The 12,569-nt window shown below is 72.7% G+C and carries 11 protein-coding genes and 1 tRNA gene; 8 read left to right on the top strand and 4 right to left on the bottom strand.

Annotated features, from left to right (window positions below):
• Window positions 1-138 precede the first annotated feature (138 nt).
• The gene (locus DTB53_RS12890; RefSeq protein WP_042497119.1) at window positions 139-2,064 is read left to right on the top strand and encodes a putative bifunctional diguanylate cyclase/phosphodiesterase; all 1,926 of its coding nucleotides are present in this window, start codon (window positions 139-141) and stop codon (window positions 2,062-2,064) included.
• 148 nt (window positions 2,065-2,212) lie between these two features.
• On the opposite strand, the gene DTB53_RS12895 is transcribed toward DTB53_RS12890, so the two are convergent.
• Window positions 2,213-3,379, bottom strand: coding sequence for an LLM class flavin-dependent oxidoreductase (locus DTB53_RS12895; protein ID WP_012380811.1), 1,167 nt, complete (start codon window positions 3,377-3,379; stop codon window positions 2,213-2,215).
• Window positions 3,380-3,512: 133 nt separating this feature from the next.
• Window positions 3,513-4,277, bottom strand: coding sequence for a maleate cis-trans isomerase family protein (locus DTB53_RS12900; protein WP_012380810.1), 765 nt, complete (start codon window positions 4,275-4,277; stop codon window positions 3,513-3,515).
• Between the two features lie 246 nt (window positions 4,278-4,523).
• Here DTB53_RS12900 and DTB53_RS12905 point away from each other — a divergent pair, with 246 nt between their 5' ends.
• The 7 genes from DTB53_RS12905 to DTB53_RS12935 all read left to right on the top strand — a co-directional run bounded on the left by DTB53_RS12905 (window position 4,524) and on the right by DTB53_RS12935 (window position 10,170).
• Window positions 4,524-5,537, top strand: coding sequence for an NAD(P)-dependent oxidoreductase (locus tag DTB53_RS12905; RefSeq protein ID WP_003968956.1), 1,014 nt, complete (start codon window positions 4,524-4,526; stop codon window positions 5,535-5,537).
• A 370-nt stretch (window positions 5,538-5,907) separates the two neighbouring features.
• Window positions 5,908-6,810: an ectoine/hydroxyectoine ABC transporter substrate-binding protein EhuB gene (gene ehuB / locus DTB53_RS12910; protein ID WP_012380809.1), complete on the top strand. Its 903-nt coding sequence runs from the start codon at window positions 5,908-5,910 to the stop codon at window positions 6,808-6,810.
• A gap of 18 nt (window positions 6,811-6,828) precedes the next feature.
• Window positions 6,829-7,560, top strand: a complete 732-nt coding sequence (ehuC, locus tag DTB53_RS12915) for an ectoine/hydroxyectoine ABC transporter permease subunit EhuC (RefSeq protein WP_012380808.1) — start codon at window positions 6,829-6,831, stop codon at window positions 7,558-7,560.
• Window positions 7,557-8,198 carry an ectoine/hydroxyectoine ABC transporter permease subunit EhuD gene (ehuD, locus tag DTB53_RS12920; protein WP_003968950.1) on the top strand — a complete coding sequence of 214 codons (642 nt, stop codon included), beginning with the start codon at window positions 7,557-7,559 and terminating at the stop codon, window positions 8,196-8,198. Before ehuC ends, ehuD begins: the two co-directional genes overlap by 4 nt.
• Window positions 8,188-9,045, top strand: coding sequence for an ectoine/hydroxyectoine ABC transporter ATP-binding protein EhuA (ehuA, locus tag DTB53_RS12925; protein ID WP_003968949.1), 858 nt, complete (start codon window positions 8,188-8,190; stop codon window positions 9,043-9,045). The genes ehuD and ehuA overlap by 11 nt, the downstream gene beginning before the upstream one ends.
• Before the next feature lie 167 nt (window positions 9,046-9,212).
• A complete protein-coding gene (locus tag DTB53_RS12930; protein ID WP_003968948.1) occupies window positions 9,213-9,971 on the top strand; it encodes an IclR family transcriptional regulator in 759 nt (252 codons plus the stop codon).
• Between the two features lie 125 nt (window positions 9,972-10,096).
• Window positions 10,097-10,170: transfer RNA gene (locus DTB53_RS12935), tRNA-Lys, on the top strand.
• Between the two features lie 56 nt (window positions 10,171-10,226).
• Here DTB53_RS12935 and DTB53_RS12940 read toward each other — a convergent pair.
• Together DTB53_RS12940 and DTB53_RS12945 are read right to left on the bottom strand one after the other, a co-directional pair.
• The gene (locus DTB53_RS12940) at window positions 10,227-11,879 is read right to left on the bottom strand and encodes a long-chain-fatty-acid--CoA ligase (protein ID WP_012380806.1); all 1,653 of its coding nucleotides are present in this window, start codon (window positions 11,877-11,879) and stop codon (window positions 10,227-10,229) included.
• Between the two features lie 26 nt (window positions 11,880-11,905).
• On the bottom strand, window positions 11,906-12,496 hold the full coding sequence (locus tag DTB53_RS12945) for a lytic polysaccharide monooxygenase auxiliary activity family 9 protein (protein ID WP_003968946.1): 591 nt from the start codon (window positions 12,494-12,496) through the stop codon (window positions 11,906-11,908).
• Window positions 12,497-12,569: the final 73 nt, after the last annotated feature.

A 12,569-nucleotide genomic window follows, 5' to 3' on the forward strand; every position in this document is an offset into this window, starting at 1 on the left:
TGAGCTGGAACGCCCGACGCGGCACCCTCTATGCTTCACCACGCTTTCCCGCGTGGCACGGGCCCGTTCACGGGACCGCCACACGGTGGCCAGTCCGACCCCACCAGTTCACGACGACCTTCACAGCGGGAGCGAGCGGTGAACGGAACCTCCGAAGGGCCGGGCGCCCCGGCAGGCACGGCCTCCGGCGTGCCCCCCGCGCCGGTCACGGAGCGTCATGCGGCGGCGATGGACCCGGCGGTCACGGACCCGCCGACCGGGAGCCCGGGCGGAGCGCCCCCGCCCCCCGACGACGGCGATCCCATCGCCTCCGAACTCCGCGACCACCGGGCCGCCTTCAACGCCGCCACCCTGCCCATGGGGGTCGTCGACGGCCGGGGCCACGTCGTACGGGCCAACGAGGCGCTCGGCGGGCTCCTCGGCACCGCGGCCGCGGTCCTCGCCGGACGCCGGGCGAGCGAGCTGCTCGACCTCGCGTCCGACGACCGCACCTGGCACGCCTACCGGGAGGTCCTGCTGGGCCGCCGCTCCCGGTTCCGCTGCACCCGCCGCCTCAAGCACCCCGACGGGCGCTCCCTGTGGGCCGAGATCACCGTCGTGCCGATGACCGGAGCGTCCGCCGCGGAGCCCGCCCGGGTCCTGCTGACGGTCGCGGACGTCAGCGACCGGCGCGAGCTCCAGGAGCGGCTGCGCCACCTCCAGATGCACGACCCGGTGACCCGGCTGCCCAACCGGACGCTGTTCTTCGAGCGCCTCGCCTCGGCCCTGGAGACCCCGCCGTACCAGGACGACTCGATGCCGCCGCGGCAGCACGCCCGGATCGGGCTCTGCTACCTGGACCTGGACGGTTTCAAGGCGATCAACGACACCCTCGGGCACCGGACCGGGGACCGGCTGCTGGCCGCCGTCGCCGCACGGCTCACCGACTGCGCCGAGAACGACGCCTCGCGCCGGCCCGGCGGCAGCCGGCTGGTGGCACGCCTGGGCGGCGACGAGTTCGCGATCCTGGTCGAGGACTCGGCGGGCACGGAGGAACTCGCCGAGCTGGCCCGCTCGGTCCTCGCCGCGCTCCAGCAGCCCTTCGACCTCGCCGGACAGCGACTTTCGGTCTCCGCGTCGATCGGGGTGGTCGAACGGACCGCGGCGGGCACCTCGCCCACCGGCCTGATGCAGGCCGCCGACACCACGCTCTACTGGGCGAAGGCGGACGGCAAGGCCCGCTGGACCCTGTTCGACCCCGAGCGCAACGCCCACCGCATGACCCGGCAGTCCCTCTCCTCCACGCTCCGGCCCGCCGTGGAACGCGGCGAGTTCACACTGGAGTACCAGCCGCTGGTGGGGATGGCGGACGGGGTGCTGCGCGGTGTCGAGGCGCTGGTGCGCTGGAACCACCCGCAGTTCGGCGTACTGCCGCCGAATCGGTTCGTCCAGATCGCCGAGGAGGACGGCTCGATCGTCCAGCTCGGCCGGTGGATCCTGCGCACCGCGTGCCGCCAGGCGCGGCGCTGGGAGCTGGACCACCCGGACGAGCCGCCCCTGTTCATCAGCGTCAACGTCGCCGTACGGCAGGTCTGGGACTCCGACCTGGTCGCCGACGTGGCGCAGATCCTGGCCGAGACCGGACTGGCCCCGGGCCTGCTCCAGTTGGAGCTGACCGAGTCGGCGGTGATGGGGTCGGGCGGCCGTCCGCTGCGGGCGCTCCAGGCGCTGAGCGACATGGGCGTGCGGATCGCCATCGACGACTTCGGGACCGGCTATTCGAACCTCGCCTACCTCAGCAGGCTGCCCGTCTCCGTGCTGAAGCTGGACGGGGCGTTCGTGAAGGGCTTCCGGTACGAGGACGGTACGCATCCGAGCCCCGCCGACGAGACGATCGTGGAGGCCATGGTGCAGCTGGCGCACCGCCTGGGCCTGACCGTCACGGCGGAGTGCGTGGAGACGGCCGGGCAGGCGGAGCGGCTGCGGCGGATCGGCTGCGACACCGGGCAGGGCTGGCTGTACTCGCGGGCCGTGGCGCCGGAGCAGATCGCCGGGCTGATCGGGTCCCGGCCGCTGGAGGGCTGATGCTCCCCCGCGCCGGGGCCCTTTCCCGCGCGACCGGGCCGGGACGCTCCCCCCGAGCCACCGCGCCGGGACCCGCCGCCGCTCCACCGGGCCGGGAGGTCCTCCCGCGTCACCGGCCCCGGCCCACCCGGCCGGGGCCGCGCACGGGCTACGGAGCGGTCGGCAGGCCGTACGCGTCCGCGATCAGTCCGTAGCTGCGCAGCCGCGCCTCGCCGCCGTGCGCGTTGGCGGTGATCATCAGCTCGTCGGCGCCGGTCCGCTTGGTCAGGTCGTCGAGGCCGCCGCGGACCTCGTCGGCGGTGCCGTGGATCACGTTGGCGAGCCAGCCGTCGACGAACTCCCGCTCCATCGGGGAGAAGTCGTACGCCGCCGCCTCCTCGGGGCTCGGGATCAGCCCCGGCCGGCCGGTGCGCAGCCGGACCATGGAGAGGGCGCCGGTCAGCACCTCGCGGCGGGCCGCGCGCTCGTCGTCGGCGGCCAGCGCCGACACCCCGATCGCGGCGTACGGGGCGTCCAGCACGGCGGAGGGCCGGAAGGACTCGCGGTACAGGTCGAGCGCGGGAATGGTGTTCTGCGCCGAGAAGTGGTGCGCGAAGGCGAACGGCAGCCCCAGCGTGCCGGCCAGCCGCGCGCTGAAGCCGGAGGAGCCCAGCAGCCAGACGGGCGGCCGGTGCGGGGACTGCACGCCGCCGGGGGCGGTCGCCTGGACCGGGCCCGGTACGGCGTGGATCCGGCTGTACGGGTGTCCGTCGGGGAAGTCGTCGTCCAGGAAGCGGATCAGCTCCATCAGCTGCTGCGGGAAGTCGTCCGCGCCCTCGTTGAGCCGGTCGCTGCGCCGCAGGGCCGCCGCCGTCGCGCCGTCCGTGCCCGGGGCGCGGCCGAGACCGAGGTCGACCCGGCCCGGCGCCATCGCCTCCAGGGTGCCGAACTGCTCGGCGATGACCAGCGGCGCGTGGTTGGGCAGCATCACGCCGCCGGAGCCGAGCCGGATGCGCTCGGTGTGGGCGGCGATGTGCGCCAGGATCACCGCCGGGGACGACGAGGCGACGCCGGGCATGGAGTGGTGTTCGGCGACCCAGAAGCGGTGGAAGCCGCGGCTCTCGGTGAGCTTCGCGATCTCCACGCTGGTGCGCAGCGCCTGGGTCGCGGTGCGGCCCTGCCCGACGGTGACCAGATCGAGGACGGACAGCGGAACGGCGGCCGTTCCGGCCGCGGCGCCCCGGATGCCGTCCGCGTCGGCGGGGCCGCCGGTCGCGCCCCCGGTCGGGTCACCACTCCTGTCGCTGCGGGTCTCGTCGCCTCGGATCTCGTCCACGTGTCGGCCTCTCCCGGTGCTGCTGTCGTACGGCTGCGTGTCGGAGGGGTGCAACAGGAGGATGGCTCCGTTTATTCCCGCACCGCACCCGGGACCCGGCCGGGCGCCGGGCCCCGACGACCGGACGCCGAGGCTACTCCCGTACCTCGATGCCCTTCGGCTCCAGCTTCCGCAGCACCGGCTCACGGGTGGCGAACAGGGTGCCCAGCGTGGGGGCCCACGTCCGGCGGTCGGTGAGGCGCAGCCCCTCCCAGACCGTGACCTGGTTCGCCGTGAGGACGGGCTTGCCGAGCAGTTCCTCCAGCTCGGGGACGTACGCGACGGTGTGCAGGGAGGTGTCCGGGATCAGCACCACCTCGGCGTCCGGGTGGTCGGCCTCCCGGGCCAGCCCCTTCACCCGCTCCGGGTCCCAGGAACCGGCCTCGGCCGACGAGGCGGCCCCGCCGGACGCCGCGGCCACCACCTCGACGCCCGCCGACGCCAGGAAGCCGGCGAAGATCCCGGTGACGTCCTCGGGGTAGGGGGAGGCGACGGCGACCCGGTGTGCGCCCAGCTCCCGTACCGCGTGACCGAAGCCTATGGAGGTGCTGGAGGCGGGCAGCCCGGCCGTCCGGGCGAGCGTGGCGATCTGCTCGTGGGCGCCCTCCCAGCCCTGCCCGAAGCTGCCTCCGCTGGACGCCCAGACCAGGGCCTCGGCCCCGGCGAGGCGCAGCTCCTCGACGCCCTCGGCGATCCGGGCGGCCTCGCCCTGCTCGCGCAGCGCGTCGGGGCGGTAGGCGTCCTCGCCGGTCTCGGTGGAGAACAGGGGCAGCCGGATATCGGTGTCGAGCAGGATCTCGGTCCGTGGGAAGTCGTCCTCGGCGGCGTGGCCCGGGTAGAGAAGTCCTACGGTCGTCATGTCCACCCTTTCCTGTACGTCGACGGCTCGCCGCACGGCGGGCGACCCCGCTACGGGCCGCCGCGGGCCCTCCGGGCGCTCCGGCGGCCGTGACCGCGCGACCGGTCACTCTTGCCCCGGCCTGTTCCCAGTATTCCCCCGGGCGGGCACCGGGGCGCGCGGCCGGGCCTCGTTGACGCAGGGGGAACCTGCTGCGAGCGTGGGCGGACCGTTACGTACCGTTCCGTCGCGGAGGGCTGACCAGCGATGCCGGATCCCGTCCTGCTCGTCCTCGACACCGCGCCCTCCCCGCGACTGGGCCGGCTGACCGGCCGGGTGGACGTGCGGCACGCGGACGCCTCCTCGCTCGCCGGACTGCTCCCGGCCGCCGACGTCCTGCTCGTGTGGGACGCGGCGTCGGACGCGGTACGGGCGGCCTGGCCGGGTCCGGGGCGGCGACCGGGCTGGGTGCACACGGCGGGGGTGCGCGTGGACCGGGTGCTCTGCCCGGAGCTGGCCGCGTCCGACACCGTCCTCACCAACGCGCGGGGCGTCTTCGAGCGGCCGGTCGCCGAGTACGTGGCGGGGCTGGTGCTGGCGTTCGCCAAGGACCTCCCCGGCGCCCCGGAGCTCCGGGGACGCGCCCGCCACCGCGAGGTGCAGCAGGTCGCCGGCGCGCGGGCGGTGGTGGTCGGCGCGGGGCCGGTCGGCCGGGAGATCACCCGGCTGCTGCACGGCCTGGGGGTGCGCGTCGCCCTGGTGGGGCGGACCGCGCGGCGCACGATCCACGGGGCGGCGGACCTGGACCGGCTGGCGGCCCGGGCGGACTGGGTGATCGCGGCGGTGCCGCTGACGGACGCGACGCGCGGGATGTTCGACCGCCGGTTCTTCGGCCTGCTCCAGCCGTCGGCGCGGTTCATCAGCGTGGGGCCGGTGGCGTGCGTGGTGCGGTCCGGCCTTCAGGACGCGCTGGAGCGCCGCTGGTTCGCGGGTGCCGCGCTCGATGTGTCCGAGGGCGAACCCCCCGGGCCGGACGGCCCCTCGCGGGACGTCCCGGGGCTGCTGCTGTCGCCGTACCCGAGCGGGGCCACGGTGGGGTGGCGCGACCGGCTGGGCGAGCAGTTCGTCGCGCTGTACGAACAGTGGGCGCGGGGCGAGCCGTTGCCGAACGTGGTCGACAAGGAACGCGGCTACGTCCCCTCCGCCGACCTTCCCGGGGGCGCCGGTCCGGACCCCGGCACGGGCCCCCGGGTCAACGGGTCAGCGGCGCCGCCCGGGTGACGAACGCCTCGACCGCCTCCCTCGCCCCGGCGTCCGGGGCGTCGCGCTCGGTCCGGTCCCGGGCGGTCGACTGGAAGAGGTGCGTGATCACGACACCCCTGCGGGCGCCTCCGACCGCTACGACGCTTGCCCACAGGGCAACCATGGAGTCAGCTGATCACAGAAGCGGCTGATGCGGAGTCATGAATCCCGTGTGACGGGGGAACACGCCCCGCACACCCCCGGTCGCCCTCCGCCCCCCCTTCGGGCACGGGAAGGTCACCTTCCGGCCACTGTTGGGTTACATGACTCCGGCCTCCTGCATAGACGTACGGGATCGGGCAGGCGCTCACCCTGTCCGGACTGTTCGACCTCCAGGAGATTGCGAACCATGGCTGAATTCCCGAACCTGTCCCGCCGGGGTTTCCTCAACGGATCGGCGGCCGTGGGCGGCCTCCTCGTCGTTCCCGGCCTCCTCACCGCGTGCAGCAAGACCGACGCCGGCTCCGCGACCGGCGAGGGCGCCCTGGACAAACTCCGCAAGCAGGGCTTCGTGCGGGTGGCCTACGCGAACGAGGCCCCGTACGGATACGTGGAGGGCAAGGAACTCAAGGGCGAGGCCCCGACACTGCACCGGGAGATCTTCAAGGCGCTCGGGGTGGACGAGCTGAAGCCGACGCTCTCCGAGTGGGACGGGCTGATCCCCGGGCTCCAGGCCGGGAAGTACGACGTGGTCAGCGCGGGCATGGCCATCACCCCGGAGCGCTGCGACAACGCGATCTTCTCCGAGCCGGAGTTCATCTCGCCCACCGCATTGATGGTGCGCAAGGGCAACCCGAAGAAGATCACCGATCTGGCCTCCGCGAAGGAGGCGGGGATCACCGTCGGCGTGATGTCGGGCGCGGTCGAGGGCAGTTACGCCAAGGGCGCCGGCATAGCCGAGGACAAGATCAAGACCCTGCAGAAGCCGCAGGACGGGGCCGACGCGGTCAAGGGCGGCCGGGTGGACGCCTTCCTGCTCACCGGCATCTCGCTGCGCTGGCTGGCGAAGACCAACCCGGACACCGAGGTCACCGAGGCGTTCGTGCCGCAGCTGGACGGCAAGGCCCAGTTCTCCCCCGGCGGCGCGGTGTTCCGCAAGGGCAACGAGGACCTGCGGGACTCCTTCAACCGCGAGCTCAAGAAGATCGTGTCCGATCGCTCCCGCTATGTGCAGTTGCTGGAGCCGTACGGGTTCGGGGAGACGGAGATCCCGCCCGCCGACCTGAAGACCGCTGATCTGTGCAAGGGCTGACGGGGCGGACGCACACGCATGAGTGACTTCTTCTCCCTCCTCTTCGAGGAGTTCCCCCGAGTCCGCTCGGGCCTGTGGGTGACGCTCCAGGCCACGGTCCTGGGCGCGCTGCTGGCCGGGGTGCTGGCCTTCGCGCTCGGGCTGATGGCGGGCAGCCGGCTGCTGTTGGCCCGGGGAGTGTCCCGGGTGGTCGTGGAGTTCTTCCGGGGCACCTCCCTCTACATCCAGCTGTTCTGGCTCTACTACGCGATGCCGCTGCTGACCGGCTACGAACTGACCCCGGTGATCTGCGGCGTGGTCGCGTTCGGCCTCAACTTCGGCGCCTACGGGGCCGAAGTGGTGCGCGGCGCGATCAACTCCGTACCGCGCGGACAGTACGAGGCCGCGATCGCGCTCAACCTGAGCCCCTCCAGGCGGCTGTGGAAGGTGATCCTGCCGCAGGCCTGGGTCCAGATGATCCCGAGCTTCACCAATCTGCTGATCCAGCTGCTGAAGGCGACCCCGCTGCTGTGGCTGATCTCGGCCGCCGACCTGATGACGGTGATCCAGCAGCTGCGCGACCGTACCGGTGAGACCCTCACCGCCTATCTGACCCTGCTGGCCGCCTACTTCGTCCTGGCGTACGCGCTGACGATGCTGATGAATCTGCTGGAGCGGAGCGCCAAGCGGCGGCTCGGCCTGGACATTGGCGCCAGGAGCCTGTTCAAGAGCCGCAGCGTGTCCACGACCGCCGTGGGAGGTACCCGGTGAACGGCTTCGACTGGAACGCCGTCGGGGAGTCCCTGCCCCTCCTCCTGGAGGGGTTCAAGGTCACCCTGCTCGCCACGGTGCTCGGCACCCTGGTGGCGGCCGTGCTGGGGCTGGTCGTCGCGATGGCCGGGCGCGCGCCCAGCACGTTCGTGACCGTCCCGGTGCGGCTCGTCACGGAGTTCGTCCGCTCCACCCCGCTGCTGGTCCAGCTGGTGGGGGCGGCAGCCCTGTTCACCACGGTGGAGCCGCTGTACATCGGCATCACCGTGCTGGGCGTCCACTACGCCGCGTACACCTCCGAGGTCTACCGGGCCGGGATCGACGGCGTGCCGAAGGGCCAGTGGGAGGCGTGCCGCGCGCTGTCGCTGTCGCCCCGCCGCACCTGGCAGGCCGTGATCCTGCCGCAGGCGGTGCGCAACGTGCTGCCCGCGCTCGGGAACTACGCGATCTCGATGTTCAAGGAGACGCCGTTCCTCGCCGTGATCACGGTGCAGGAGATGGTCTTCGAGGCCCGGAAGTACGGGGCCGAGCAGTTCGCGTACACCGAGGTGTTCACCCTCGCCGGCCTGATCTTCCTGGTCGCGAGCTACCCCACGTCGCTGTTGATGAGAAAGCTGGAGAAGCGCCTTGGCCACTGAACCCCTCCCCCTGAAGAAGACGGAGTCCCCGGGGCCGGCCGCGGCCCCGCAGGACGCCGTCCCGGCCACGGCGCGCACGGGCGAGCCGCTGGTGCGGTTCGACAAGGTGGTGAAGCGCTACGGCGACCACGTCGTGCTGGACGAGCTGGACTTCACCGTGGACCGCGGCGAGCACGTCACCCTGATCGGGCCGAGCGGCTCGGGCAAGACGACGATCCTGCGGCTCCTGATGACGCTGGAGAAGGTCAGCGACGGGGTGATCTGGGTCGACGGTTCCCCGCTGTCCCACGTCCGCACGCCGGACGGTTCGCTGAAGCCCGCGGGCGAGAAGCGGCTGCGCGAGTCCCGGAAGAAGATCGGGATGGTCTTCCAGCAGTTCAACCTCTTCCCGAACATGAAGGTGATCGAGAACATCACCGAGGCCCCGGTCAGCGTGCTCGGCAAGAGCCGCGAGGAGGCCGAGGTCCGGGCCCGGGAGCTGCTGGACCTGGTCGGCCTCTCCGCCAAGGTCGACGCCCATCCCTCGCAGCTCTCCGGCGGCCAGCAGCAGCGGGTCGCCATCGCCCGCGCCCTGGCGATGGAGCCGGAGATCCTGCTCCTGGACGAGGTGACCTCGGCGCTCGACCCGGAACTGGTGGCGGGCGTGCTGGAGCTGCTGGGGGACATCGCCCGGAACACCGACATCACCATGCTCTGCGTGACCCACGAGATGAACTTCGCCCGGGACGTCTCGGAGAAGGTGCTGATGTTCGACGCGGGACGGGTCGTGGAGGCCGGGTCCCCGGAGAAAATCTTCTCCGATCCGTCACACGAACGTACGCGCGAGTTCCTCAACGCGGTGCTGTGACCTCCCGGTTGAGCCACCGCCCATGACGCTGGCATATGCCAGGCGGGTGCGCCCCAGTTGACAGCTCCGGGGCGCGCCCACCGACCCGCCAACTGCCGCCCCGCGGCGGCCTTCCGACGGCTATCGTGGGGCGAAAGCTTGCGGTCACAACCTGGTAGGGGGACACCGTGGCGTTGAAGCCCGAGCCGACCGCACCGTTCCACTCGGTGCAGTACGCCCTGCGCGTGCTCGAAACGGTTTCCCGGCACGGCAACGGCGTGACCGAGGCCCGGATCTCCCGCGAGACGGGGCTGCCGACCGGCCACCTCGCCTCCCTGCTCCTCACCCTGCGCCGCGAGGGCTATGTGGAGCAGGTCAGCGACGGCGCGTACGTCATCGGCGCGTCCCTCCTGCTGCTCGGCTCCGGGGCGGCCCGCCGCCAGGCCCTGGAGGACCGCCTCCAGAACACCCTGGCCGAGCTGCGCGACTCCGTCGGCGCGGCGGTCTATCTCAGCCGGTACGTCGACGGCGAGATCAGCGTGGAGCAGGTCGCGGACGGGCCGCTGACGCCGGCGGTCAACGAGTGGGTGGACTTCCGCTCCGCCGCCCACGCCAGCGCGGTCGGCAAGTGCCTGCTGGCCCAGCTCGACCACGAAGGGCGGCGCGACCACATCTCCCGGCACCGGACGGCCCGGCTCACCTCCCGGACGATCACCAACGAGAAGGTCCTCTTCTCCCAGCTCGACGCCCAGTCCGCCACGGTCCCGGTGCTGGACCTCCAGGAGTACGCGGTGGGCACCGTCTGCGCGGCCGTGCCGCTGACCGCCGGCTCCGCCGCGGGCTGCCTCGCCCTGTCCCTGCCGGTCGAGGACGCGCACCGGCTGCGGGCGGCGGCCGACACCCTCAGCCGCCGGGCGGCGCCGGTCCTGCTCTCGCTGGCGCTGTAGCGGTCGCACCGGGTGTCGGACCCGGTGGGCAGCCGCCCCACAGGCCTGGTGGACCCGGCGAGGGGGCGCCGTCGGCGGGTGTCATCAGCACCCCTGGGGACCAGGTATTATTTTCGAGTCAGCAGGCGCCGTTAGCTCAGTTGGTTAGAGCAGCTGACTCTTAATCAGCGGGTCCGGGGTTCGAGTCCCTGACGGCGCACGACACACAGTGGGCGGTCTCCTTCACGGAGGCCGCCCACTGTGCTTCATCCCTGGTCAGAGCGGTCTTCCGTGTGCGGCGTACTGGGCGAGCAGGGCCCCGAGGGCCTCGGCGTCGAGCGGCCTGTACGAGCCGTCGCCTGCCGGGTCCCACCAGACCGGGCCCGCGCGGCGGAAGCCCTCCCGGCGGAGCGCCACCCGGTGGATCTTGTTCGTCGCGGTGACCGGCATCCGGTCGAGGATCCGGACGAACCGGGGGGCCATCTTCGTCCCCAGGTCCGGCTGGGCGCGCAGGAACGCGGCGAAGGCCGCCGGGTCGAAGACCGCGCCCTCCCGGAGCGCCAGGGCGGCCATCACCTGGTCGCCGGTGACCGGGTCCGGGACCGCGTAGACGGCGGTGGCGACCGCCTCCTCCCAGCGGGCCAGGATGTGCTCGATCGTCGCGGCGGCGAGGTTCTCGCTGTCGACGCGGAGCCGGTCGTCGGTGCGGCCGGCGAAGTAGAGGAAGCCGTCGGCGTCCCGGTAGAAGAGGTCCCCCGTCCAGTACCAGCCGCCGCGCGCCCGCTCCGCGTCCGCCTCCGGGTTGCGCCAGTAGCCCTCGAAGGGCGTCGGCCCCCGGTTGACGAGCTCGCCGATGGCCTCGTCCCCGTTGAGGAGCCGCCCGCCCGGGCCGAAGCGGGCCGGGGCCCGTTCCGTACCGGTCTCCGGGTCGACGACGGCCAGGTCGTCGGCGGGGGCGGCCCGGCCGATCGCCCCCGGCGGGGTGCCGGGGGTGCGCTGGATGGCGGCACCGCCCTCGGAGGAGCCGTACCCCTCGACCAGCCGCACCCCGAACCGTTCCCGGAACCGGGCCGCGTCCACCGCGCCCGCCTCGGTGCCGAAGCCCAGGCGCAACGGGTGGTCCCGGTCGTCGGGTCGCTCGGGGGTGGCCAGCAGGTACTGCACGGCCCGCCCGACGTAGGTGAAGTACGTCGCCCCGTAGGCGCGCACGTCGTCGAGGAAGGCGGAGGCGGAGAAGCGGGGGCGCAGCGCTATCGCGGCCCCGGCGGCCAGCGCGGGGGCCCAGTCGGCGAGGACCGCGTTGCCGTGGAACATCGGCATGCAGATGTAGTGGACGTCGTCCGGCCGTACGCCGAAGTGCCGGGCCAGGGACGCGCCGGCGCCGGCGAGCCGGCCCTGGGTGCAGATCGCGGCCTTGGGCGCGCCGGTGGAGCCGGAGGTGAAGTAGAGGAGCATGCGGGTGTCGCCGCCGACCGGGGCGACGACGGCGTCGCCGGGCCGGGCTCCCGCGTAGGGGGCGAGCAGGGCGGCGTACGCCTCGGTGTCGGTGACCAGGACCCGTACGCCGGGCAGCTCCAGGCCGTCGATGAGCGGCAGGTGCGCGCGCTCGGTGATCAGCACCGGGGCTTCGGTGTGCAGGATGTCGCGGGCCAGTTCGGGGCCGCGCCGGGTCGGGTTGATCCCCGCGACGGCGGCCCCGGCCAGGGCCGCCGCGCTGAGCCACAGCGGGAACTCGGGGGTGTTGTCCAGCAGGAGGCCGACATGCGGCTCACCGCCTCGCGGAAGGAGGTCCGCGAGGAGCGCCGCCCGTGCGGCGGCGCCCTCGACCACCTGGTGATGACTGAGCACGGTGGGGCCGTGCTTCAGGGCGGGCCGGTGGTCACCCCATTGACGTCGTACGAGTTCCGCGACGGTGCCGGTACTGCTCATGGCGCCGCACGATAACTGAAGGAGCGTCAGAACTTAACGTCGGAGCAGGCGTAGAACGCGTTGGGGGTGTCCGCGACGTTCCAGACGGCGAGGATGATGTGCTTGCCGTTCTTCTGCGTGGGAATCGTGCCCTGGTGGGTCAGGGTGGCCGGCGGCTGCTTGTTGCCGTACGGCACAGTCATGAAGGGCTGCGATTCGAGAGCGGCCCGGGTGAGCGGCTTGGTGGAGTCCCAGCCGTCCTTGGTGATGTAGTAGCGGAAGTCGCTGGTGGAGTGGCGGGCGGTGAACTGCCAGCGGAAGCTGTAGCCCTGGCCGCCGGTGACCTGGGTGGCGGGCCAGTTGCCGCCACGCGGGTCGTCGAGCTGGGCGAACTGTCCGTTGCCGCCGGCGCAGATCTTGCCGTCCGCCGGTCCTGCCGCCGGGAAGCCCTTGAGCCCCTCGACGCTCTGCGGCTCCCACTGGATGTTGCCGCAGCCGGTCACCGTGCCGTTGGCACAGAGCTTCTGACGGCTGATCGGGGAGTCCGTGTAGCCGTGGCTGCTGGCGCTCGTGGTCGCGAGCACCGAGACGCCCGCTATCGCCAGACCGATCACGGCCGCGCTTGCCTTTTTCCGCATGGGCTGTCGCTCCTCTAGAACGTGGGGGAGGTTCCATGAGCATTGCTCGACTGCTGCGCGCTTGGTACGTGGT

The organism is Streptomyces griseus, assembly GCF_900460065.1.
Taxonomy (GTDB): domain Bacteria; phylum Actinomycetota; class Actinomycetes; order Streptomycetales; family Streptomycetaceae; genus Streptomyces; species Streptomyces griseus.